Annotated in this window: 23 protein-coding genes; 18 read left to right on the top strand and 5 right to left on the bottom strand. The window is 70.9% G+C overall.

All coding sequences use genetic code 11. The features are described 5' to 3' along the window. Positions 1-69 precede the first annotated feature (69 nt). The 5 genes from HNR00_RS13930 to HNR00_RS13910 all read left to right on the top strand — a co-directional run bounded on the left by HNR00_RS13930 (position 70) and on the right by HNR00_RS13910 (position 5197). On the top strand, positions 70-207 hold the full coding sequence (locus tag HNR00_RS13930) for a hypothetical protein (protein WP_183570262.1): 138 nt from the start codon (positions 70-72) through the stop codon (positions 205-207). Between the two features lie 252 nt (positions 208-459). Next, positions 460-2940, top strand: coding sequence for a TonB-dependent receptor (locus HNR00_RS13925; protein WP_183570260.1), 2481 nt, complete (start codon positions 460-462; stop codon positions 2938-2940). A gap of 27 nt (positions 2941-2967) precedes the next feature. After that, positions 2968-3270: an iron transporter gene (locus HNR00_RS13920; protein ID WP_183570258.1), complete on the top strand. Its 303-nt coding sequence runs from the start codon at positions 2968-2970 to the stop codon at positions 3268-3270. Next, complete coding sequence (locus tag HNR00_RS13915) at positions 3267-4853, top strand: PepSY-associated TM helix domain-containing protein (protein WP_183570256.1); 1587 nt, start codon at positions 3267-3269, stop codon at positions 4851-4853. The genes HNR00_RS13920 and HNR00_RS13915 overlap by 4 nt, the downstream gene beginning before the upstream one ends. After that, positions 4850-5197, top strand: a complete 348-nt coding sequence (locus HNR00_RS13910) for a DUF3325 domain-containing protein (RefSeq protein ID WP_183570254.1) — start codon at positions 4850-4852, stop codon at positions 5195-5197. Before HNR00_RS13915 ends, HNR00_RS13910 begins: the two co-directional genes overlap by 4 nt. 59 nt (positions 5198-5256) lie before the next feature. Here HNR00_RS13910 and HNR00_RS13905 read toward each other — a convergent pair whose 3' ends face one another. After that, positions 5257-6246, bottom strand: a complete 990-nt coding sequence (locus HNR00_RS13905; RefSeq protein ID WP_183570252.1) for a CobW family GTP-binding protein — start codon at positions 6244-6246, stop codon at positions 5257-5259. 306 nt (positions 6247-6552) lie between these two features. On the opposite strand from HNR00_RS13905, the gene HNR00_RS13900 reads away from it, so the two are divergent. After that, a complete protein-coding gene (locus HNR00_RS13900; protein ID WP_183570251.1) occupies positions 6553-6828 on the top strand; it encodes a hypothetical protein in 276 nt (91 codons plus the stop codon). Between the two features lie 91 nt (positions 6829-6919). On the opposite strand, the gene HNR00_RS13895 is transcribed toward HNR00_RS13900, so the two are convergent. Continuing rightward, entirely contained in the window at positions 6920-7510 is a 591-nt protein-coding gene (locus HNR00_RS13895; RefSeq protein ID WP_183570249.1) for a TetR/AcrR family transcriptional regulator, read from the bottom strand. Positions 7511-7687: 177 nt separating this feature from the next. On the opposite strand from HNR00_RS13895, the gene HNR00_RS13890 reads away from it, so the two are divergent. From HNR00_RS13890 to HNR00_RS13835, 12 genes are all read left to right on the top strand, one after another. Further along, entirely contained in the window at positions 7688-8620 is a 933-nt protein-coding gene (locus HNR00_RS13890; RefSeq protein WP_183570247.1) for a quinoprotein relay system zinc metallohydrolase 2, read from the top strand. 32 nt (positions 8621-8652) lie between these two features. After that, the gene (locus HNR00_RS13885; protein ID WP_183570245.1) at positions 8653-9468 is read left to right on the top strand and encodes a quinoprotein dehydrogenase-associated SoxYZ-like carrier; all 816 of its coding nucleotides are present in this window, start codon (positions 8653-8655) and stop codon (positions 9466-9468) included. Positions 9469-9472: 4 nt separating this feature from the next. Continuing rightward, complete coding sequence (locus HNR00_RS13880; protein ID WP_183570243.1) at positions 9473-10054, top strand: rhodanese-like domain-containing protein; 582 nt, start codon at positions 9473-9475, stop codon at positions 10052-10054. Positions 10055-10076: 22 nt separating this feature from the next. After that, positions 10077-10463: a thioredoxin family protein gene (locus HNR00_RS13875; protein WP_183570415.1), complete on the top strand. Its 387-nt coding sequence runs from the start codon at positions 10077-10079 to the stop codon at positions 10461-10463. A gap of 349 nt (positions 10464-10812) precedes the next feature. After that, positions 10813-11637, top strand: a complete 825-nt coding sequence (panB, locus tag HNR00_RS13870) for a 3-methyl-2-oxobutanoate hydroxymethyltransferase (protein ID WP_183570241.1) — start codon at positions 10813-10815, stop codon at positions 11635-11637. A gap of 346 nt (positions 11638-11983) precedes the next feature. Continuing rightward, the gene (locus tag HNR00_RS13865; protein ID WP_183570238.1) at positions 11984-12409 is read left to right on the top strand and encodes a thiol-disulfide oxidoreductase DCC family protein; all 426 of its coding nucleotides are present in this window, start codon (positions 11984-11986) and stop codon (positions 12407-12409) included. A 10-nt stretch (positions 12410-12419) separates the two neighbouring features. After that, the gene (locus HNR00_RS13860; RefSeq protein WP_183570236.1) at positions 12420-14519 is read left to right on the top strand and encodes a saccharopine dehydrogenase family protein; all 2100 of its coding nucleotides are present in this window, start codon (positions 12420-12422) and stop codon (positions 14517-14519) included. 75 nt (positions 14520-14594) lie between these two features. Beyond that, complete coding sequence (locus HNR00_RS13855) at positions 14595-15062, top strand: hypothetical protein (protein ID WP_246390625.1); 468 nt, start codon at positions 14595-14597, stop codon at positions 15060-15062. A gap of 107 nt (positions 15063-15169) precedes the next feature. Then, positions 15170-15655, top strand: a complete 486-nt coding sequence (locus HNR00_RS13850; protein WP_183570234.1) for a hypothetical protein — start codon at positions 15170-15172, stop codon at positions 15653-15655. Between the two features lie 140 nt (positions 15656-15795). Then, positions 15796-16755, top strand: a complete 960-nt coding sequence (locus HNR00_RS13845) for a DctP family TRAP transporter solute-binding subunit (protein WP_312886057.1) — start codon at positions 15796-15798, stop codon at positions 16753-16755. Positions 16756-16766: 11 nt separating this feature from the next. Then, the gene (locus HNR00_RS13840) at positions 16767-18740 is read left to right on the top strand and encodes a methyl-accepting chemotaxis protein (RefSeq protein ID WP_312886056.1); all 1974 of its coding nucleotides are present in this window, start codon (positions 16767-16769) and stop codon (positions 18738-18740) included. A 237-nt stretch (positions 18741-18977) separates the two neighbouring features. Then, positions 18978-20339, top strand: a complete 1362-nt coding sequence (locus tag HNR00_RS13835) for a cytochrome P450 (protein ID WP_183570230.1) — start codon at positions 18978-18980, stop codon at positions 20337-20339. 122 nt (positions 20340-20461) lie between these two features. Here the strand turns inward: HNR00_RS13835 and minE are convergent, their stop codons facing one another. From minE to minC, 3 genes are read right to left on the bottom strand one after another with little or no spacing between them, the layout of a single operon-like run. Beyond that, positions 20462-20740 carry a cell division topological specificity factor MinE gene (minE, locus tag HNR00_RS13830; protein ID WP_183570228.1) on the bottom strand — a complete coding sequence of 93 codons (279 nt, stop codon included), beginning with the start codon at positions 20738-20740 and terminating at the stop codon, positions 20462-20464. Continuing rightward, complete coding sequence (minD, locus tag HNR00_RS13825) at positions 20737-21552, bottom strand: septum site-determining protein MinD (RefSeq protein WP_183570226.1); 816 nt, start codon at positions 21550-21552, stop codon at positions 20737-20739. The genes minE and minD overlap by 4 nt, the downstream gene beginning before the upstream one ends. An 11-nt stretch (positions 21553-21563) precedes the next feature. Further along, a complete protein-coding gene (gene minC / locus HNR00_RS13820) occupies positions 21564-22202 on the bottom strand; it encodes a septum site-determining protein MinC (protein ID WP_312886059.1) in 639 nt (212 codons plus the stop codon). Positions 22203-22327 lie beyond the last annotated feature (125 nt).

Raw genomic sequence — 22327 nt, 5'->3', positions numbered from 1 at the left:
GAATCATCTCGCATCTATATGCGATCGGCGGCATCTTCTTGCCATCGCAGCAAGCCTTCGAGATGCGAGATGTACCACGTCCACGATCACTTGAGTCGGTGCCGCCGGGATCGGAATATCCTGTTCGCGACCCTCGGCGTCGGCTTCTACGGCGCGCTCGCGCTGACCGTCCTGTGCCACTCGGCATGGCTCTCCCTCTGGCACTGACCGTCGTCGTGCGCTCGACGACGACCGGACGGACACCCGGATCGGCTTTGTCCGACAGGCCGGCCCCATCCTGTCGGACCGAGGCACCGCGCGAGAAAAAGTCGGCGCCCGACGTCAGGAGATCGCGCCCCCGTTGATCTTGATCGGTGAGGAGCGAGAGAGCGCGAAGCGCGCCGCCCCTCGACGGATCGATGGGGCACGAACATGGCCACGAATTTGGCGTTGCGCGGCAGCAGGGTTTCACGGGGCCGGATGGCGGGGATCGCGCTGGCCGGCGTGTCGGTCGCGGTGTTGGTGCAGGCCGCCGCCGCTCAGACCGCCGCGCCCGCGCAAGCTGCCCGTGCCGCGCGGGACGGCGCCAGCGTCCGGCTGACCATCCCGAAGGGATCGCTGGAGAGCGGCCTCGTCGCCTTCACCGAGCAGGCGGGCGTCAAGCTGGTCTACCCGACCGAGTTGACCGCGACGCTGGAGACGGAGGGCCTCGACGGCACGTTCTCCCCGCTCGACGCCCTGACCAGGCTCCTGGAAGGCACCGGCCTGACCCACCGGCCGGCAGGCGCCTCGACGATCACGCTGATCAACCCGCGCTACGTCCAGTTCGGCCCCGAGCCGGTCGCCTCGGTGCGCCTCGACGAACTGAGCGTCGAGGGCGAAGGCCGGGGAACGGCGATCGTCGCCGCCGGCCTGCCGCCCCGCTCCGGCACCGTGGGGCAGCCGCCCGTCCCCTATGCCGGCGGGCAGGTCGGCACGGGCGCCCGGATCGGCATGCTCGGCAACCGCTCCGTCCTGGCGACCCCCTTCAGCGTCACCGGCTACACCGAGAAGCTGATCCGTGATCAGGAGGCGCGGTCGGTCGCCGACGTGGTGCTGAACAACCCATCCGTGCGCAGCGACGCGCCGCCGTTCAGCGAGCGCGATTCCTACTTCATCCGCGGCTTCTCGGTGACCAATCTCGACACGGCCTTCGACGGCCTGTTCTACATCGCCAACCCGCGCCGTCACTTCGTGGAAGGAATCGAGCGGGTCGAGGTTCTGCTGGGGCCGACCGCGCTCCTGAGCGGCGGCACCGGCCGCGTCGGCGGCACGATCAACCTCATCCCCAAGCGCGCCTACGACGAGCCGCTCGCCCGCCTCACCACGACCTATATCAGCGACGCGCAGATCTGGACCCACGCCGATCTCGGCCGCCGCTTCGGCCAGTTCAAGGAATGGGGCGTGCGCTTCAACGGCGCCTACCGCAACGGCGCCACGCCGCTCGACAAGAACGAGATCGAGGTCGGGGTCGCCGCGCTGGGCCTCGACTACCGCGGCGAGCGCTTCCGCGCCGCGCTCGACCTGACGCACAGCCGCCAGAACATCACCGCGCCGACGTCGCTGTTCAACGCGGCGGCCCCCAATGTCCTGATCCCGCGAAACCCGGCGAACCGCCGCAACACGGCGAGCGCCTTCGAGTACAACGACAGCGTCTACGACATGGCCGCGGGCCGGGTCGAGTACGACCTGCTCCCCGAGACGACGGTCTACGTGGCCGGCGGCATCAGCCGCTATCGCGAGGATTCCCTGAGCTCGTACTACCTGATCACCAGCCCCACGGGGCAGGCCACCAACACGCTCGCCATCGCCCCCACCGAGTTGCAGGGCATGACCGGCGAGATCGGCCTGCGCTCGAACTTCCAGACCGGGTTCCTCGGCCATCGGCTGACGGTCTCGGCCGTCGAGGTGAACAACAAGAACTTCTCGCGGGGCTACTTCCCGCCGAGCCTTCCGAGCTTCGAGACCAACATCTTCGATCCCGTCTCCCTGCCGTTCGGCTCGATCGCGACGTTCGGCTTGCCGCGCGCCAGCCAGCAGCCGCTCTTCTCCGAACTCACCGCCCGCAGCGTGGCGGTGGCCGACACCCTCTCGCTCGGCGGCGACGACCGGTTCCTGCTGACGCTCGGCGGGCGCTATCAGGAGATCGGACTGAAGAGCTACGTCACCCGTCCGGTGCCGACACAGGGGAATCTGGCGTCCAGCTACGCGGAGAGCGCCTTCAGCCCGGCCATCGCCCTGGTGGTGCGGCCCTTCGAGAACCTCTCGTTCTATGGAAACTACATCGAGGCGCTCACCGAGGGCCCCACCGCGCCGGCCCTGGCGGCCAATGCGGGGGAGATCTTCGCGCCCGTCGTCAGCCGGCAGAAGGAGATCGGCACCAAGTACGATTTCGGCACCGTCGCCGTCACGGCCGCGCTGTTCGAGATCGAGCAGCCGAACGCCTTCACCGATCCCCTCACGCGCATCTTCTCCGTCGCCGGCCTCCAGCGCAATCGCGGTGCCGAGTTCAACGTCTTCGGCGAGCCTGTCCCGGGCGTGCGGCTGCTCGGGGGCGTGACCTTCATCGATCCGCGGTTGACGAACGGGAACATCGCGCCCGGCGTGCCCAGCACGGCGTTCAACCTCTACGGCGAAGTCGACCTGCCGCCGTGGCTCGCCCCCGGCCTGACCCTGACCGGCCGGGCGATGTATACCAGCGGCGTGTATTACGATACGGGCAACACCCAGACGGTCCCGGACTGGACGCGCTTCGATGCCGGCCTGCGCTACGCCTTCGAGGGCGTGAACGGCAAGCCGGTGGTGCTGCGCGCCACCGTCCAGAACCTGTTCGACGAGCGCTACTGGGCGTCGGCCGCCCGCGGCTTCCTCGCCGTCGGCGCGCCGCGGACCTTCATCCTCTCCGCCGCGGTCGACTTCTGATGCCGTACTGGGATCGATAGGGGCCCGATGACGGCGGGAGGCGCATCGATCGCTCGACGCGGGCGGCTCTCCGTCGCCGGCCGCGTCGTGCTGGCAGCGGGCGGCGGCTACGGGCTCGCGGCGCTCGCCACCGCGCTCCTGTCGCTGGCGCTGCCGCTGGCGCGCCCCGAGGCGGTGGCCGCCGCGACGCTTCTCGGCTTCCTCCTGATGCCCGCGGTCGCCGTCGTCGTCTTCGCGGTGCGCTCGCTCCGGCGGGCGGCTCTCATCGTGGCGGGCTCGGCCCTGGTCCTCGGCGGCCTGCTGGGGCTGGCGATGCGGGGTGTCCCGTGAAGGGCGGCTTCCGCCGGTCGATGGCGTGGCTCCACACCTGGGCCGGCCTCGTGGTCGGCTGGGTGCTGTTCGCCATCTTCGTCACCGGCACCGCGAGCTACTACCGCGCCGACATCTCCCGCTGGATGCGGCCCGAGCTGGCACAAGTCCGGACGATCGCGCCTGCCGACCTGCCGGGGGCGGCCGAGCGGGCGGTCGCCTATCTCGAACGCCACGCTCCGAAGGCGAGGACCTGGTTCATCGGGATGCCGCAGCCCGAGCGGCTGCTGCTCGACCTGTTCTGGCGCACCCGCCCCGGCGAGCCGCCCGGCCACGTGCTCCTCGATCCGCATACGGGCGTCGAGGCGGCATCGCGCGACACGGAAGGCGGCGATTTCCTCTACCGCTTCCATTACGAGCTGCACATGCCGCCGCTCTGGGGGCGCTGGATCGTCGGCGCCTGCGCCATGATCATGCTGGTCGCGCTGATCTCCGGCATCGTCACCCACAAGCGCATCTTCGCCGACTTCTTCACCTTCCGCCGGGACAAGGCCCCGCGCCGCAGCTTCCTCGACGCGCATAACGTCACCGGCGTGCTGGCGCTGCCGTTCCACCTGATGATCACCTACACGGGCGTCGTGGCGCTCGCGACGTTCTACATGCCCTGGGGCGTCACCGCGGCCTACGAGGGCGACACCCGCGCCTTCTTCACCGAAGCCGGCTGGATCACGGCACCGCGCCCGCCCGCCGGCCGGCCGGCCCCTCCCGCGCCCCTCGGGCCGATGATCGCACAGGCGCTGGCCACCGTGCCGGAGCGGCTCGAACGGCTCACCGTCACGAATCACGGCGACGCCCGGGCCACGGTCGTCGCGATGTTCGAGGAGCCGCACGGGCTTGCCCACACGCCGACCCACATCGCCTTCGACGGCGCGAGCGGGGCGCTGCTGGAGATCCGCGGCGGCGACCTCAAGCCCGCGGCCAGGACCGTCTCGACCCTGATCGGCCTGCACGTGGCGCATTTCGCCGATACCGGCCTGCGGCTGCTGTTCGTCCTGTGCGGGATCATGGGCTCCGCCATGGTGGCGACCGGCCTCGTGCTGTGGTCGCTCGCCCGGCTGCCGAGGCCGAACGAGCGGCCCTTCCTCGGCCTGCGCCTCGTTCAGGCCCTCAACATCGGCAGCATCGCCGGCCTGCCCGCCGCTGTGGCCGTGTACTTCCTCGCCAACCGCCTGCTGCCGACCGACCTCGCCGGCCGTGCGGACATGGAGATCCGCGCCTTCTTCGCGGCCTGGATCGTCGCGGCCCTGCTTCCGCTGGCCCGGCCGCACCGCCGGGCCTGGAGCGACGGGCTGGCCCTCGTCGCCGTCCTGTGCCTCGCCGTCGCCGCCGCGGACGTGGCGACGGTCGAGGCGCATCCGCTGCGGCGGTGGGGGGCGGGCGAGGCGCTGTTCCTGTGGTTCGACGGGGCGATGCTCGCGCTCGCCGCTCTGTTCGCCGTCGCGGCCCGCAAGGTCTCGGCTCGCGGCCGCGGCGTTGCGGCCCCTCGGCGGAGCGAGACCGTCCTGCCCGAGAGCCGCTCTCGGCTGCGCGGGGAGCGCGCATGACGCCCTCCATCCTGATGCTCAATCTGTGCCTGGGCTTCGCGGCCCTCTCGGCACTCTGTCTCAGCCTGAACCGGCACCATGGGGAGATCGTCCGGGCGAACCCGAGCCGCCGTCGGGTCCTCCTGCTGCGCGCCGTCGGCTGGGCCGGCATCGGCCTGTCCCTGCTGGTCGCCGGGGAGGCGGAGGGATGGGGCTTCGGGCCCGTCCAATGGATCGGCACCCTGACGGGCGCCGGCCTCGGCCTCGTCCTGCTCCTGTCCTATCGCCCCCGCCTCGTCGGCTGGGCCGCCGCCGCCGCCCTCGGTCTCGCGACGACGGCGGGCGTGCTCCAGCGCCTCGCTTGACGGCCGTTCCGGCGCTGCCGGACCGACCCGTCGCGCGATCCGCACGGCGCCCCCCTCGATCAGACCTTGCAGTCGTAAAACCCCTGCCGGATCGCCGCCGGATCGAGGTTGCGGCCGATGAAGACGACGCGGGAGACGCGGGGCTCGTCGGCGCCCCATTCGCCCTGCACGTCGCCGTCGAGGATCATGTGGACGCCCTGGAAGACGAAGCGCTTGGGCTCGTCGGGGAAGGCGACGATGCCCTTGCAGCGCAGGATGTCCGGCCCCTGCACCTGGGTCAGGTTCGAGATCCAGGGCATGAACTTTTCCGGGTCCACCGGCCCGTCGATCTTCGCCGAGACCGACTGCATCTGCGCGTCGTGATGGTGATGATGCCCTTCTTCCAAAAAGTCGGGCTCGACGTCGAGGATGCGCGACAGGTCGAAGGCGTTGCGGTCGAGCACCTGATCGAGGGGAATCGCGCAGCGCTCGGTGCGGTGGACCTTGGCGTAAGGGTTGATCGCCCGGATCCGGCCTTCGACCCGGTCGAGGTCTTCCCCCGAGACGAGGTCGGACTTGTTGAGCAGGATCACGTCGGCGAAGGCGATCTGGTTCTTGGCCTCCGGCGCGTCGGCCAGCCGATCGGTCAGCCACTTGGCGTCGGCCACCGTCACCACCGCGTCGAGGCGGGCGGCGTCACCCACGTCCTGATCGACGAAGAAGGTCTGGGCGACGGGAGCCGGGTCGGCGAGGCCGGTGGTCTCGACGATGATCGCGTCGAACTTGCCGCGGCGCTTCACCAAGCCGTCCATGATGCGGATCAGGTCGCCGCGCACGGTGCAGCAGACGCAGCCGTTGTTCATCTCGAACACTTCCTCGTCGGCCCCGACCACGAGGTCGTTGTCGATGCCGATCTCGCCGAACTCGTTGACGATCACGGCGTAGCGCTTGCCGTGCGGCTCGGTGAGGATGCGGTTCAGGAGCGTCGTCTTGCCCGCCCCGAGATAGCCGGTGAGGACCGTCACCGGGATTTTTTGGGAGGCGGCAGCGAGGGGAGAGGCGTCGGACATCGGGGCGCTTGTGCTGTGAGGGGGCTTGAGGCTGTCATATTGTATCAGCGGGGCCCGATGGAAGGTCGGGGGGATTCCCGAGCGCGCTTTCCGGCGAGACGCCACCACGGCGGGAGAGGCGGGGTGCGCTGCGCGTATTTGCCCTAAGCCACCCGCAGTTTCGTTCACACTTCGGGGCCTAATTCACTTCGGACGGACTTTCGTTCGGGGCTCTCGTGCTCGTATCGGCCGGCGCTCCTGCTGCGGCCAGCTTCTTGAGAAGTCCGGCGTGCCGCTATCGGTCAACTGCAGCCCGAGGTCATGACAATGCGCTTCCTTCTCGCCGGAGCCGTCTCCCTGTCCGTGCTTGCGACGCCCGCATTCGCGCTCGGGACGGGGGACAAGATGCAGGCCTGGGCGGCGGCCTCGCCGGCCGAAAAAGACGCTCTCCTCCAGCAGCTGGATGCGTCGAGCGGCTCTTCATCCAAGGCCAGCGTGCGTTCCTGCCTCGACGATACGGCGAAAGCGCCCGGCCACTCGAATCTGTCGATCTCGGAGATCTTCAAGGCGTGCTCCGAACAGGCCGGGAAAGACAATATCTAGAGTATCGGCATAGACCGAACGTCATGCCGGATCCCGCGAGGCGAGGTCCGGCATCTAAAAATATGCATACGATCGAAGGCCGTCGTCCGGTTCATGCCGTCGATTCGACGCCCGGCCGAACCGGCCGCAACCCCGCGCTCAACGCTCCCAGCGCCTGCCCGAACCCCTCCGGCCCGGCCAGGAACCGCTCCAGCAGCAGCGCGCCCTCCAGCGTCGCCACCACCATCCGGGCGTGCGACGGCGGGTCGATCCCGGCGCGGATGCTGCCGTCGGCGACGCCCTCCGCCAGCACGGCGACGAGCCAGGCGATGTGCTTGTCGAAGAAGGCGCCGATCCGCCGCCGCAACCCGTCCGGCAGGGTCTCCAGCTCGACCGCGAGCGCCGCGCACAGGCAGCCGAGCCCCTGCTCGACCCCGCCGAGATAGAGCCGGCCATAGGCCTCGATCCGCGCCACGCCGTCCGAAGTCTCGGTCAGGATGTCGGCGAGCGCCGCGTCGTAGCGCGCGTCGTAGGCCTCGATCAGCGCGGCGGCGAGGTCTTCCTTGGTGCGGAAATGGTGGTGGATGCTGGCCTTGCGGATGCCCACCGCCTCGGCGAGGTCGGCGTAGCTGAATCCCGAATAGCCCCGGCCGCGCACCAGGATCTCGGCCTCGCTCAGGAGCGACGCGCGCGTGTCTCTCATCGTTCGTCCGCTATGAGGGCCGCTCACGGAATCGCGATGGCCCAGACTGTCTCGAACACATCATCGCACTTGACGCGGCGGAAATCTACCTACTAGATGGTTGGCAATATATCACCGGGTCATCGGGAGGAATCGGCGCATGGCGGCACGGACGTGCCAGAGAGGGGAGAGCCGGTCGTGAACGCCTTCGCGACCCGCAGGCAGGCGCTGTTCGGCGGCCTGTGCCTGTGCTGCCTGCCGACGCTCGGGCGCGCCGCCGAGTCGTTCTCCACGGACGAGGTCGCGCCCGGCATCTTCATACGCCGTGGCCCCGATGCGGAGGCGACGCCTGAGAACAACGACGCGATCGCCAATATCGGCTTCATCGTCGGCCGCGACGGGGTGCTCGTCACCGAATCCGGCGGCAGCCTCGCCGACGGGCAATGGCTGCGCGCCGAGATCGCCAAGCGCACGGACAAGCCGATCAAATACGTGATGCTGACCCACGTGCATCCCGACCACGTCTTCGGCGCCGCCGCCTTCAAGGCCGACAACCCGACCTTCGTCGGCCATGCGAGCTTGCGCGGCGCGCTCGATGCGCGCGGCGAGTTCTACCGCAAGCGGCTCGCCGATCTCCTCGGCGAGGAGCGGGCCGGCACGGTGGTCTACCCCACCATGGAGGTGAAGGACGGCGCCGAGATCGATCTCGGCGACCGCAGGCTCAAGCTCACGGCGCACGGCACGGCGCATACCAATTGCGACCTGTCGATGATCGACTCCGGCAGCGGCCTGCTGTTTCCCGCCGACCTGCTGTTCGTCGGCCGCATCCCCTCGCTCGACGGCAGCCTGATCGGCTGGCTCAAGGAGATCGAGCGGCTGAAGGGCATGGGCGCCGCGAGCGCCGTGCCGGGCCACGGCCCGACCCGCGTCGAATTCGCGCCCGCGATCAACGATCTTGCGCGTTACCTCACGACGATGCGCGACGAAACCCGTAAGGCGGTCGCCGCCGACACCCCCATCGAGACGGCGGTGCAGAGCGTGGCGCAGGGGGAGAAGGACAAGTGGGCCCTGTTCGACACCTATAACGGCCGCAACGTCACCCAGGCCTACCAAGAGCTCGAATGGGAGTGATCCCGCGGCCCCAACTCAGGAAGGAAACGACCATGAAACGCCTGCTGCTCGCCCTCAGCCTCACCCTCTCGTCCGCGGCGCTCGCCCCCGTGCCGGTCCTGGCCGGCGCGACCGACTCCGACGAGGAGCGCACCGCCCGCTGGAACGAGATCAAGAAGACGATCTTCAACGACCGAACCGTGGAGGCGAACGACAGCGCGGTGAAGATCGACGCGCCGGCGCGTGCCCTCGACGCCTCGCTGGTGCCGGTCGGCCTGACCCTCGCCGACAAGGACAACGTCAAGGGCCTCTACTTCATCATCGACGACAACCCGTCGCCCTACGCCGCGCACTTCACCTTCGGCCCGGCCGCCGACCCGGCCGAGATCAAGCTGCGGGTGCGGGTGAACAACTACACCAACGTCCACGCCGTGGTGGAGACCAAGGACGGCAAGCTGATCGAATCGGCCAAGTTCGTGAAGGCGTCCGGCGGCTGCTCGGCCCCGATGGGCATGAGCGACGAGGAGGCCATGAAGGGCATGGGCGACATGCGCATGAAGTTCTCGGGCGACGGCCAGGGCGGCAAGCCGGTCGAGGCGACCCTGATGGTGCGCCACCCCAATTTTTCGGGGATGCAGATGAATCAGGTCACCCGCGACTATACGCCGGCCCGCTACATCGAGAAGCTCGACGTGATGCACGGCGACCAGCTCGTGTTCCAGCTCGCGGGCGACATCTCGATCGCGTCGAACCCGGTGATCAACTTCGGGATCAAGCCCGACGGCAAGGGCCCGGTGAAGGTCATGGCCTCGGACAACCAGGGCGGACGCTGGGAGCACAGCTTCGCGCTGCCCTCGGCGAGCAACTGACGCCATGCGGGCGCTCGCCAGAACCGCCGCCCTGGCTGCTCTCGGGCTGATGCTCGGGGCGGCCGGGCCGGCGGACTCGCCGGTGAACGTGCCGGAGCCCGACGGGCTCTATACCGGCCCCTCGCACGGCTACACGCCCGCGACCCTCAAGGGCGCGACCGTGCTCGACCTCAAGGGCCTTGAGGCGTTGCTGCCGGAGAAGCCCGTGCTGCTCGACGTGGTGCTGGCCGACCGCAAGCCCGCGGGCTTCCCGGCCAGCCGCCCCTGGCTGCCGACCCACCGCTCGCTGCCCGACGCCGTCTGGCTGCCGGGGGCAGGCGAGGCGCCGCTCAAGCCCGCGCAGGAAGAGGTTTTTCTGGCCCGCGTCGCCGCGCTCACCGGCGGCGACAAGGGCAGACCCGTCGTCACCTTCTGCCGGCCGGAATGCTGGGGCAGCTGGAACGCCGGCAAGCGGCTGGTGGCGGCGGGCTACACCCGTGTCCACTGGTTCCCCCTCGGCGTCGAGGGCTGGCAGGACGACCACGACACCGCGGCGGTCAAGCCCGATCCGCAATGGGTCGCGGCGAGCGGCACGCCCGAGCGCTAGGTTTTTCGAGGATCCTTCGATGATGCCGACCCGCCGCCACGCGCTCGCCTTCGCCGCCCTCGTGATGCTCGCCGGCACGGCCCGCGCCGCAGCACCCGTGCCGTTCGACGCCTCCGCCTTCGAGGCGGCGCAGGGCGAGGGCCGGCCGATCCTCGTGCAGATCTCGGCGCCCTGGTGCCCGATCTGCAAGACGCAGAAGCCGATCCTGGCCACGCTCTCCGCCGAGCCGCGGTTCAAGGATCTGGCGGTCTTCACCATCGACTTCGACAGTCAGCGCGATCTCGTGCGCCGATTCGAGGCCAGGATGCAGAGCACGCTGATCGTCTACAAGGGCAAGACCGAGGTCGGCCGCTCGGTGGGCGAGACGCAACCGGAGTGGATCGAGCAGCTTCTGGAGAAGGCGCTCTGAGCCGGCGCCACCCGGATTTGTCACATTTTCGACAAACTTCCGGCAAAGCTCGAAATTCAAGCAATTTCAAACCCCTTGTGACAGGTTCGGGGAGTTGACACCGGGCCGGATGTGGCGGAAAAACGGCGCGCCCGGAGGCGGTCCGAAGTCTAGGGAGGAAACGCCCGAAAACGGGCGACGCGGGGCGGCAAACGCCACCGCAACAGGAGGCCGGTGCCTCCGGGCCACATTTGAAACCCCTCGAGACGTGATCGCCCGAGCGGGCGAGCCGGAACCGGTTTATAGGCTCTGCATCGAGATGCCGGCTTTCGCCCGGCGACCCGGAATGCCAGCCTTCGGATCGGTACCCATGTCGCAGCACGTCCAGTCCCGTCGCCTCAGGGCGGTCGACCTGGCCAAGCGCAAGGCGGAGGGGCGCAAGATCATCGCGCTGACCGCCTACCATGCCCACACGGCCGGCATCCTCGACGCCTATTGCGACTTCATCCTCGTGGGCGACTCGCTGGGCATGGTGATGCACGGCATGGAATCGACCCTGCCGGTGACGCTGGAGATGATGATCGTCCAGGCCCAGGCCGTGATGCGGGGCACGTCGCGCTCGCTCGTCGTCGTCGACATGCCGTTCGGCTCCTACGAGGCGAGCCGCGAGCAGGCCTTCCTCAGCGCCGCCCGCGTGCTGAAGGAGACCGGCGCCGGGGCGATCAAGCTGGAGGGCGGGGCGCGCTTCGCCGACACCGTCGCCTTCCTGACCGAGCGCGGCGTGCCGGTGATGGGCCATATCGGCCTCACCCCGCAATCGGTGAACACGATGGGCGGCTTCAAGGTCCAGGGCCACGGCGCGGGCGACGAGGCCCGCCTGATTTCTGATGCCCGCGCGATCAGCGACGCGGGCGCCTTCGCCATCGTGCTGGAGGGCATCGTCGAGCCGGTGGCCCGCGCCATCGCGACCGACCCGGCCGTGACGGCGGCCACCATCGGCATCGGCGCCACCAGCGCCTGCGACGGCCAGATCCTCGTGCTGGAGGACATGCTCGGCCTGAGCGAGCGCGCCCCGAAATTCGTCAAGGGCTACGGGTCGCTGCGCGCCCATATCGAGGGCGCCGTGCGGCTCTACGCCGAAGAGGTCCGCGAGGGCCGCTTCCCGGCCGACGAGCACACCTACGCGCCGCGATGAGCTGGATGCGCCTCGGCGTGACCGGCCTCCTCGGCGCGCTCGCCGGGATGGTGCTGTTCCCGCGTCCCGCGCGGGGCAAGGCAAACGATGGGGGCGTCCGGGCCGATCCGCCCGCGGGAGCGCCCGATCGCAGGCCGCCGGGCGGCTGAGCGCGATCCCGTTTGCGGGCGGCAGGCCGATCGGTCGCAAGCCCCGGCTTCGGGGCACGCTTCTCCCAGAGCATCGGCCCGAAAGGTGGGAACCGGCTTTCGGAAAAAGCCGATTCGGCACAACAACATAGAGAATCGTCCTGGATCCGAGATCTAGGACGATTCTCTATGCCCGTGAACTCGGCTACAACCCAGACATGACGACGCCCGCGCGCCCGGCTCCGGCTTTCGCCGGGCCGATCATCCTGTTCGATGCCCAGTGCGTGCTGTGCTCGGCCAATGCCCGGTTCGTCCTCGAACACGACCGTGCGGCGCGGTTCCGCCTCGCCTCCATGCAGGGCGCGGTCGGCCAGTCCCTCTATCGCCGCCACGGCATGGACCCGAACGATCCCGTGAGCCTGCTCGTGGTGGAGGGGGACCGGATGCGCCGGGACAGCGACGCGGTGTTGCGCATCTACGAGGGGCTCGGCTTCCCCTGGCGGCTCGCCGGACTCCTCCGGATCGTCCCGGCGGCCTTACGCGATCCGGTCTACCGCCTCGTCGCGCGCAACCGCTACCGCCTGTTCGGCCGGCGCGACACCTGCTGGATGGCGCCCGAACATTACCGAGACCGCATCCTGTGAGCGCCCGGCGATGAAGGTCCTGATCCTCGGCGGCTACGGGGTGTTCGGCGGGCGGCTCGTCCGGCTGCTGCAGGATCTGACCGATCTCGAACTCGTCGTCGGCGGCCGCAGCCTCGCGCGGGCGCAAGCGTTTTGCCAAGGCTTCTGCGCCGAGTATCGCGGTGCGGCGCGGGTCGTGCCGCTCGCCCTCGACCGGGCGGACATCGCGCAGGCGCTCCGTGACGAGCGGCCGGACCTCGTGGTCGATGCCTCGGGCCCGTTCCAGGATTATGGCGCCGAGCCCTACCGCGTGATCGAGGCCTGCATCGCGGCGGGCGTCGATTACCTCGACTTCGCCGACGGGGCGGATTTCGTGTTCGGCGTCGCCCGCTTCGACGAACGGGCGAAGGCGGCGGGCGTCGTCGTCCTGTCCGGCGTCAGCAGCTTCCCGGTGCTGACCGCCGCCGTCCTGCGCAAGCTGGCGGCGACAATGGAAATCCACGCCGTCGAGGGCGGCATCGCGCCCTCGCCCTATGCCGGGATCGGCCTCAACGTGATGCGCGCCGTCGTCGGCTATGCCGGCGGCCCGGTGACGCTGCGGCGCGGCGGCCGGACGGTCGAGGCCTCCGGCCTGACCGAGAGCCGCCGCTTCACCGTCGCGGTGCCGGGGCGTCTGCCCCTGGCCAACCTGCACTTCTCCCTGGTCGACGTGCCGGACCTGCGGGTTCTCCCGCCCGAGCACCCGGCGATGACCGACATCTGGGTGGGGGCCGGGCCGGTGCCGGAGGTGCTGCACCGGGTGCTCAACCTCCTGGCCAAGGCGCGGGCGCGGTTCGGGCTGCCGGCGCTCACGCCGTTCTCGACGCTGTTCTACGCCGTGCTGAACCGGATGCGCTTCGGCGAGCATCGCGGCGGCATGATCGTGTCCGCGCGCGGCCGTGCCGACGGGCGCGACGTGGTGCGAAGCTGGCATCTCCTGGCCGAGGGCGACGACGGCCCGCTGATCCCGTCGATGGCGATCGAGGCGCTGATCCGGAAGCGGCTCCGCGGCGAGCGGCCCGCCCCCGGCGCCCGCTCGGCGGTGCGCGCCCTGGAACTGGAGGATTACGAGGCCCTGTTCGCGCGCCGCGCCATCGTCTTCGGCTTCCGGGACGATGCGGGCGGCGGCCCGATCTACCGCGACATCCTCGGCCCCGCTTTCGATGCGCTGCCGGCCCCGGTCCGCGCCCTCCACGACGAGGCCGGGCCCCGTCGCTGGAGCGGTACGGCGAGCGTCCGGCGGGGGAGGGGGCTCGTCGCCCGCCTCCTCTGCGCGATGGTCGGCTTCCCGGACGCGGCCGAGAGCGTCCCCGTCACGGTCGCGTTCACGCCGGAGCCGGGGGCCGAGCGCTGGACCCGGACCATCGGCGGCAAAAACTTCGCCTCGGTGCAGTCGGTCGGCACGGGCCGGGACCGCCACCTGCTGGTGGAGCGGTTCGGCCCCGCCGCCTTCTCGCTCGCCCTCGTCCGCGACGGGGCGCGGCTGCTCTTCGTGCCCCGGCGCTGGTCGTTCCTCGGCGTGCCGATGCCGCGCGTCCTGCTGCCGGGGGGCGAGAGCTTCGAGACACAGGCCGGCGGGCGCTTCGCCTTCGACGTCACGGTGCGCGTGCCCCTGGTCGGGTTGCTCGTCGCCTATCGCGGCACGCTGGAGCCCGAGGCGAGACCGGGCATGGACCGCCCGTTCGATCCCGGCTTGCGGGAGCCGGCGCCGTCTGCGCAGGATCGGCGACCCTCGACGGGATTCCCGGTCATGATGCGCGCGGCCCATCTCCTCCTCGCTGCCGGCTTCGCCGCCCTCCCGGCCGGCGCCGTCCTCGCTCAGGGCGGGGCGTTCATCGAGGTTCCGGCCTTCACCCAGCGCCCGCTCACGCCCTCGCTCACCTGTGCGGCGGTGCGTTCCCTCGTGGCGCGCCGGGGCCACGTCGTGCTGGCCTCGAGCCCGACCGCCTACGAGACGGTGCATTACGAGAGCGGCGCCTGCCAGAACGAGGTCACCGCCGCCCCGGCCTTCGAGCCGACCCTCGACGAGCCCTATTGCTTCGCCGGCTATCGCTGCGTCCAGCGCAACAACGGCGAGAACTCGGTGCGGTAGCGGCACGCCGGTATCCACAGGCTTCCGCCGGCCCAGCCTCGACCCGCGGAACGGCGCCGTGCGAGCCTTCCGCTCGTGCCCGTATCCCAGAAGATCTCGAAGCAGACCCTCGCCGACCTCGTCCTCGCCGCCGGCTCCGTGCCCGAGCGCGCGGCGATCGCCGCCTTCCTGCGCGACGAGGCCACCGCCTTCGCCAGCAACCCGTTCGCCGCCACCAAGGCCGGATCGGCCCGTCATACGTGGAGCGGGCAGGCCTTCGAGTTTCGCGTGATGGGCGTCGCCGCCGCCGGGCTGCCCGGCTTGCTTGAAGCGGTGGCCGCGCTGCCGCCGGCCGAGCCACTGGTGCAGGAAATCGTTCGCAGCGGCCCGCATACCTGCTGCGTCCTGCTCGATTCCGGGCGGACGCGCGTCGTCGGCGCCGTGCTCTACGCCAAGCCCGGCATCCCGCTGCCCGATTTTTCCCCGGCCGTGCCCCCGGCACCGCCCGCCCGTCCGGCCCGGCGCGCTCGGGTCCCGGCGGCGCAGCTCGACCTCTTCGCCTGAGCGGACCGCCGTTCACGGCGACGTGCGGGCGGGCGCGCAAGTGCCGCCTCCCGCATCGAAACGGTTTCCGATAGGCTCGCGCTCACGATCCGGTCCGGCGGGACGCGATGCGGCGCCTTCTCAAGTTCCTCCACACCATGGGGGCCATCGGGCTCATGGGGGCGATGGCCGCCCTGCTCGTGCTGCTCGGGCGCGCCCCGTCGCCCACCGCGATCGAGGGCTATGCCCTGATCCGCGGCGCCATGGGGGCGGTGGCGACGTGGCTGTTCCTCCCCTCGCTGGCGCTGACTTTGCTCGCCGGCCTGCTCTCGATCGCGCAGCGCGCCTTCCACAATGCAGGCTGGGCCTGGGCCAAGCTCGCCACCGGCGTCGTGATGTTCGAGTGGGGCTTCGTCGGCGTGCAGGGGCCGATGCAGGAGGAGGCGCGCCTCAGCGCCGAGGCGCTCGCGGGCCGCATCAACCCGGCGAGCCTCGGCCAGGACCTCGGCTCGGAGCGCGGCACGCTCTGGGTGCTGCTGTTCATCGCCACCCTCAACGTCGTGTTCGGCATCTGGCGCCCGCGATTGATCCGGCGCCCGCAGCCCGCAAGCTGAACCGAGTGGTCAAGGCAACATCCTGGTCGGTCAAAGCAATTTATGTTAAAATCCGAGTGAAACTCTCCTTTAATCGGTCACCCTCATAGCTGTGCGCAAACATTGCGTGGGGTTGAACGGTGATCTCGAGTCGGAAAGTGGTGGCCGCCGTCTTCGGGCTGTGCTCGCTCGTCGCTTCTGAGGCGCAGGCCGGGGAACGTGTGCTGCGGCTCGGCTATCTGTTCTCGCAGACATCGCAGCTCGGGGCCGGCGCCGAGCGCTTCGCCACCGAGGTCGCCGCGCGCACGGGCGGCGCGGTCCGGGTCGAGCCCTATCCCAACGGCACCGTCGGCGGCGAGGTCGAGATGGTGGAGGAACTGCGCGCCGGCCATCTCGACATGGCCTTCATCACCAGCGCGCCCTTCGCCGGCATCCTGCCCGAATTCGGCGTGTTCGACATCCCGTTCCTGTTCCGCAACGCGGCCCACGCCCACGCGGTCTTCGACGGGCCGATCGGCCGCGACTACCTGCAGAAATTCTCGGCCAAGGGGCTGGTGGCGCTCGCCTGGGGCGAGAACGGCATGCGCCACATCACCAACGCCAAGCGCCCCATCGCCGGCCCGGAAGACCTGAAGGGCCTGTCGATGCGGGTGCCGCAATCCGAGATCATGCTGACGGGTTTCCGCAGCCTCGGGGTGAAGGCCGAGCCGCTGGCCTTCCCGGCGCTCTACGGCGCCCTGCAATCGGGCCAGTTCGACGGCCAGGAGAACCCGATCGCGGTCATCACCGCCTCGCATTTCGCGAAGGTCCAGCGGCACCTGACGCTCTCCGGCCACGTCTATTCCTGGGCCGCGCTCGTCATGTCGCGATCCGCCTGGGACGCGCTCACCGAGGACGAGCGCGCGGCCTTCACGCAAGCCGCGCGGCTCGGCGGACAGGTCTCCCGCGAGGTCGCCGGCAAGGCCGAGCGCGAGGGCGTCGAGGCCCTGCGCAAATCCGGCATGAGCGTGGTGGCCACGATCGACCGCGCCGCGTTCGAGCGGAGCCTGGAGGCCGCGAGCGCGGGCTTCAGCAAGACCTTCGGTGCCGAGACCATCCGGCAGATCAAGTCCGTCCAGTAAGGCGCCCCGACGTGCTCAGCTCCGCTCTCCGCCTCGACCGTCTCACGGTCGCGCAGCGCATCCTGGCCGGCTTCGGCGTCGTGCTGCTGCTGCTCCTCGCCTCCGCCGCGCTCACCTTCCGCGGCGTCGGTGCCGTCAACGGCGCGATCGACGACGCCAACACCCGCGTCGAGGCCGCGGAGCGGGCCGGCCGCTTCGACCGGGAGCTGAACGCCACCCGCCGCCTCGTCCTCAACTACACCCGCACCGAGCAGGGCGAGATGCTGGCCGAGCTGAAGGCCGGGCTCGCCGGCCTCGCCGAGGCCGGCAAGACACAGCCCGAGGCGCGGGCGCAGGTCGAGGCCTACGTCGCCGGCACCGAGCGGCTGATCGTGGCGATCCAGGCGCGCAAGACCGCGCAGGCCGCCCTCGCCAAGCACGGCGCGGCGCTCTCCAATGCCGGCTACGCGATGGCGACGACGGCCTCCGCCGCGCCGGCACTCGCGGCGGCCGCCTTCCGCGCCGACCGCGCCCTGCAGAGCGCGCTGGCCGCGATCCACCTCTTCCGCGGCAGCGCCAACCCGGCCGATGCCGGCACCGCCCGCATGGAGTTTCTTCGCTACGGCCGCGAGCTTGAGGCTCTGGCCCGGCTCGACGCCGCGGCCACGCTCCGCGCGCCGCTGGCGGCGATCCAGGGCCGGCTCCCGGCCTTCACGGCGGCGCTCGACGGCGTGCTCGACGGGGCGGGCGCGATCGATGCGGCGTTCCAGGCCTTGCGGCAGACCGGCGACGGCCTGGTCGCCGCCAGCACCACGGCCCGCGAGGCCTCGCTCGCCGAGCAGCGCCGCATCATGGCCGCGATGACGGCCGACGCCCACGATCTCCAACGCAACGTCGCCCTCGTCGGCCTCCTTGCGCTCCTCGTCGGCGGCGTCCTGGCGTGGCGGGTCGGTCGCGGCGTCGCCCGGCCGGTGACGGCGCTGACCGGCGCGATGGGGCGGCTCGCCTCCGGCGACACCGAGGCCGCCGTGCCGGGCGCGGAGCGCCGCGACGAGATCGGCGCCATGGCGCGCGCCGTGCAGGTGTTCAAGGACGCGCTCATCGCCAAGCGCGCGGCCGATGCCGCCGCCGCTACCGAGGCCGCGGCCAAGGCCGAGCGGGCCGCCCGGCTCGATGCCCTGGCTCAGGGCTTCGAGGCCAACGTCTCGGTGCTGACGCAGGGACTCGCGGGCGCGGCGACCGAGATGGAGGCCACTGCCCGCGCCATGGCCGGCACCGCCGACGAGACCGAGCGGCAATCCGGCACCGCCATGCGCGCGGCGGAGGAAACCTCGGCCAACGTCCAGACCGTGGCGGCGGCGAGCGAGGAGATGTCCGCCTCGATCCGCGAGATCGCAGGCCAGGCCGGCCAATCGGCCCGTATCGCGCGCCAAGCCTCCGAGGAGGCGCAGCGCACCGACGGGCTGGTGCGCCAGCTCGCGGCCTCGGCCGAGCGGATCGATACCGTGGTGGCGCTCATCAACACCATCGCGGGCCAGACCAATCTTCTGGCGCTGAACGCCACCATCGAGGCGGCCCGCGCCGGCGAGGCGGGCCGCGGGTTCGCGGTGGTGGCCGGCGAGGTGAAGGATCTGGCCGGCCAGACCACGCGCGCCACCGGCGAGATCGCCGGGCAGATCGGCGCGATCCAGGACGCCAGCCGCCAATCGGTCGAGGCGATCCGCACCATCGGCGCGACGATTACCGAGATGGCCGCCGCCTCGAACGCCATCGCCGCCGCCATGGAGCAGCAGGGCGCGGCGACCCACGAGATCGCCCGCACCGTGCAGCAGGCGGCCAGCGGCACCGGCGAAGTCGCCCAGAGCATCGCCGACGTGCGCGGCGGCGCGGGCTCGACCGGCGCGGCGGCGGCCCAGGTGCTCGCGGCCGCGCAGGAGCTGTCGCGCCATTCCGAGAGCCTGCGCCGCGAGGTCGGCGGGTTCCTGGAGGGGGTGAAGGCGGCTTGAGGAGCATTTCCCCTCCCCCTTGCGGAGAGGGGTAGGGGTGGGGGTCGGGCAGAAAGCACCGTCTCCGCTCAATCCTGCACCACCCCCACCTCCGGCTCCTCCCCGCAAGGGGGAGGAGAGGCCAGCGAGCCCCGCGCCGCGCCCCGGCCTCCCCCGCCGCGATTGCGCTCGCGGGCGAAAGCGTGACCGCCTAGAAGCCTCCCGTGGCGGCCGGAGCGCCGCCGGGGTGAGAGGCCCATGACCATCGATCTGCAGACGGCGCCGGCGAGCCCGCGACCCGGCGCCCGGCTCGTGCCGCCGGTGCCCGTGCCGCCGGAGCGGGAGCTGTCGACGCTGCGCTTCGTCGCCGCGATGCGCACCAACGGCATCGGCTGCTGGCCGGCCTCGGCCTACGAGGCGCCGCTCCGGCGGCGGCGCGTGTTCGGCAAGGTGCGGCTCACGGTCAGCGACCCGGAGGCGGTGCGCCGCGTGCTGGTGGAGAATGCCGGCAACTACGCCCGCACCGCGATCTCGATCCGCATGCTGCGGCCGATGCTCGGCGACGGCCTGCTCATCAGCGAGGGCGCGGCGTGGCGCCATCAGCGCCGGGCGCTCAGTCCCGCCTTCACCCCGCGGGCGGTGGAGACGCTGGTGCCGCACATCGTCTCGGCGACCGACGAGGCGGTCGCCGCCCTCGAAGGCCCGGCGGCTGCCGGGCCGGTCGATCTGTTCGGCGCGCTCCAGCACCTCGCCCTGGAGATCGCCGGGCGCACCATGTTCTCGGTCGGTATGGCCCGCCACGGGCAGCGATTGCGCGGCTTTCTCAGCTCCTATTCCGAGCGGCTCGGGCGCCCGCACCTCAGTGATGCGCTGGTGCCCCTGCGCTTCGCCACGCCGCTCGACCGGGCGCGTGCCCGGTTCCGGCGCGACTGGGTCGCCTTCTTGGATACCGTGATCGCCGACCGCGCCACGGAGCGCGACGGCCGCCCGCGCGACCTGCTCGACCACCTGCGCGCCGCCCGCGACCCGGAAACCGGCCGCAGCTTCACGGCGGAGGAATTGCGCGATCAGGTCGCCACCATGATCCTGGCCGGGCACGAGACCACGGCGCTAACCCTGCTCTGGGCCTGCACCTTGCTCGCTCTCGACCCGGACACGCAGGAGCGGGTCGCCGCCGAGGCGGACTTGGCGGAAAAGCCCTACACCCGCGCGGTGATCGACGAGACCCTGCGGCTCTATCCGCCGGCCTACATCATCGCCCGCTCGGCGCTCGGGCCGGACGTGCTGGCGGGCCAGCCGGTCGCCCGCGGCGACAGCGTGACGATCTCGCCCTGGCTGCTACACCGCCATCGCCGCCTGTGGCGCGATCCCGACGCGTTCGATCCCGGCCGCTTCCTGCCCGGCGCCGCGCCCGTGCCGCGCTTCGCCTACATGCCGTTCGGCGCGGGCCCCCGCATCTGCATCGGCGCCGCCTTCGCGCTCACCGAGGCGACGCTGGCGCTGAGCCGCCTCGTCGGCCGCTTCCGCATCGCGCGGGCGGACGACCGCCCGGTCCTGCCGGCCGCCGTGGTGACGACCCAGCCCGACCACGCGCCGGCCTTCCGGCTGACGCTGCGCTGATCCGAGGTTTCGAAAGGACCCAAGTCCTTTCGCGGGTCCAGGGCAGAGCCCTGGAGATCTTCAGGGCTCTGCCCTGAAAACCCGCCGAAGGGCTTGCCCTTCGGAATCCCGTGCCTTTGCGCTCAGGCGGTGGCGCGCTTCTTGGCGGCCTTCGGGGTCTCGACCGGGAACTCGATGTCGACGCCCAGCGTCGACACGCCCTCGCCCCGCTCCAGCGTGATCTGCACCTTGTCGCGCTCGACCTCGATATGCTTGGCGATCACGGCGAGGATTTCCTCGCGCAATGTGATCACCAGATCGGGGCGGCTCGTCTCCGAGCGCTCGTGCGCCAGGATGAGCTGCAGGCGCTCGCGGGCGACGGAGCCGGAGCCCCGTGGCTTGAGGAAGGTCAGGACACTCATGCGGCCCTCCGGGTGAACAGCTTGTTGATCAGGGACTTGCGATCGGTCGGGATCGACATCGGCACGGTCTCGCCCCTCAGGCGGCGCACCGCGTCGGCATAGGCGCGGGCCGGGGCGCAGAGCGGGTTGTTGAGCGTCACCGGGCAGCCGAGGTTCGACGCGCGCAGGACTTCCAGGCTCTCCGGGATGATGGCGAGCAGCGGGATCGAGAGGATCTCCAGCACGTCGTCGACCTTCAGCATGTCGCCGCGGTCGGCCCGGGCCGGGTCGAAGCGGGTCAGGATCAGGTGCTTCTCGATGGAATCGCCCTTCTCGGCGCGCACGGTCTTGGAATCGAGCAGGCCGATGATCCGGTCCGAGTCGCGCACCGAGGAGACTTCCGGGTTCGTCACCACCACGGCGACATCCGCGTGGCGCATGGCGAGCTGGGCGCCGCGCTCGATGCCGGCGGGGCTGTCGCAGACGATCCAGTCGAACTTTTCGCGGAGTTCGCCCATCACCCGCTCGACGCCCTCGTCGGTGAGCGCGTCCTTGTCGCGGGTCTGCGAGGCCGGCAGCAGCGAGAGGTTTTCCAGGCGCTTGTCGCGGATCAGCGCCTGCGGCAGCTTGGCGTCGCCGTTGGTGACGTTGATCAGGTCGTAGACCACGCGGCGCTCGGCGCCCATGATCAGGTCGAGGTTGCGCAGGCCGACGTCGAAATCGACCACGCAGACCTTCTCGCCGGCCTGGGCCAGCGCCGCGCCGAGCGCCGCCGTCGTGGTGGTCTTGCCGACGCCGCCCTTGCCGGACGTGACACAAAGAACCTTGGCCATACTGTTTCCCCTTAACCCAAGGCTGCGATTCGGATCGCGCCGCCGTCGGACCAGATCTGGACCGCTTGACCGCGCAGGTGATTGCCCATGTCCTCGGCCGTGCGGACGAGGCGGTCGATGCCGAGAAGCTCGGGCTCGAACTTGCGGCAGTAGATGCGGGCGCGCGGGTTCCTGGCGGCGCCGGCGATGGCCCGGCCGCGGAGCGCCCCGTAGACGTGGATGGAGCCGCCCGCGAGGATCTCGGCGCCCGAGGACACCGAGCCCATCACGGTCACGTCGCCTTCCGGGTGGACGATGCTCTGCCCCGAGCGTACCGAGCCCTCGATGGTGAGGGAGGAGAGCGCGGGCTTCTCTTCCGGAGCGGCCGGCGCCTCCAGGGTGTCGCCCTGCGGGCGGCCCCCGACGAGGCGCGGCGGCAGGTTTTCGGGGAGCGCGGCGTCCGCGCCCTCGATGCCGAGGATGCGCAGGCGCCTTGTGCTCAGTTCGGCGATCAGGCTCTCCAGCTCGCTCGCCGTGGGTGTGAGCCCCGCGACGTCGAGGATCACGGCCTTGTCGTCGAACAGCGTCGGGTCGCGCTTCAGGGCGCCGTCCAGGAGGACGAGCCAGTCCGCGGCCGGGCCTTGCGGCGCCAGCGAGACGGCACGGAACACGCGGCCTCGCAGGGGCAGTGAAGGCTTCGGCAGTGAAGGCTTGGGCAGTTCGGGATGGGGTGGAGCGGGGCTGGTCACGGGCGTTGACGTTTCCTTACCGACACGCCCATTGATCGTCGGTAAGG

The organism is Methylorubrum rhodinum (genome assembly GCF_014199935.1).
Lineage (GTDB): Bacteria > Pseudomonadota > Alphaproteobacteria > Rhizobiales > Beijerinckiaceae > Methylobacterium > Methylobacterium rhodinum.
The sequence above is the reverse complement of the archived record's forward strand: the minus strand, read 5'-3'. Positions and strand labels throughout refer to the sequence as shown.

Excerpts from the sequence above, each read along its gene's own strand:
- HNR00_RS13930 (WP_183570262.1), top strand. The coding sequence starts at position 70 with ATGTACCACGTCCACGATCACTTGAGTCGGTGCCGCCGGGATCGGAAT.
- HNR00_RS13925 (WP_183570260.1), top strand. The coding sequence starts at position 460 with ATGGCGGGGATCGCGCTGGCCGGCGTGTCGGTCGCGGTGTTGGTGCAG.
- HNR00_RS13920 (WP_183570258.1), top strand. The coding sequence starts at position 2,968 with ATGACGGCGGGAGGCGCATCGATCGCTCGACGCGGGCGGCTCTCCGTC.
- HNR00_RS13910 (WP_183570254.1), top strand. The coding sequence starts at position 4,850 with ATGACGCCCTCCATCCTGATGCTCAATCTGTGCCTGGGCTTCGCGGCC.
- HNR00_RS13905 (WP_183570252.1), bottom strand. The coding sequence starts at position 6,246 with ATGTCCGACGCCTCTCCCCTCGCTGCCGCCTCCCAAAAAATCCCGGTG.
- HNR00_RS13900 (WP_183570251.1), top strand. The coding sequence starts at position 6,553 with ATGCGCTTCCTTCTCGCCGGAGCCGTCTCCCTGTCCGTGCTTGCGACG.
- HNR00_RS13895 (WP_183570249.1), bottom strand. The coding sequence starts at position 7,510 with ATGAGAGACACGCGCGCGTCGCTCCTGAGCGAGGCCGAGATCCTGGTG.
- HNR00_RS13885 (WP_183570245.1), top strand. The coding sequence starts at position 8,653 with ATGAAACGCCTGCTGCTCGCCCTCAGCCTCACCCTCTCGTCCGCGGCG.
- HNR00_RS13880 (WP_183570243.1), top strand. The coding sequence starts at position 9,473 with ATGCGGGCGCTCGCCAGAACCGCCGCCCTGGCTGCTCTCGGGCTGATG.
- HNR00_RS13875 (WP_183570415.1), top strand. The coding sequence starts at position 10,077 with ATGCCGACCCGCCGCCACGCGCTCGCCTTCGCCGCCCTCGTGATGCTC.
- panB (WP_183570241.1), top strand. The coding sequence starts at position 10,813 with ATGTCGCAGCACGTCCAGTCCCGTCGCCTCAGGGCGGTCGACCTGGCC.
- HNR00_RS13865 (WP_183570238.1), top strand. The coding sequence starts at position 11,984 with ATGACGACGCCCGCGCGCCCGGCTCCGGCTTTCGCCGGGCCGATCATC.
- HNR00_RS13860 (WP_183570236.1), top strand. The coding sequence starts at position 12,420 with ATGAAGGTCCTGATCCTCGGCGGCTACGGGGTGTTCGGCGGGCGGCTC.
- HNR00_RS13850 (WP_183570234.1), top strand. The coding sequence starts at position 15,170 with ATGCGGCGCCTTCTCAAGTTCCTCCACACCATGGGGGCCATCGGGCTC.
- HNR00_RS13835 (WP_183570230.1), top strand. The coding sequence starts at position 18,978 with ATGACCATCGATCTGCAGACGGCGCCGGCGAGCCCGCGACCCGGCGCC.
- minE (WP_183570228.1), bottom strand. The coding sequence starts at position 20,740 with ATGAGTGTCCTGACCTTCCTCAAGCCACGGGGCTCCGGCTCCGTCGCC.
- minD (WP_183570226.1), bottom strand. The coding sequence starts at position 21,552 with ATGGCCAAGGTTCTTTGTGTCACGTCCGGCAAGGGCGGCGTCGGCAAG.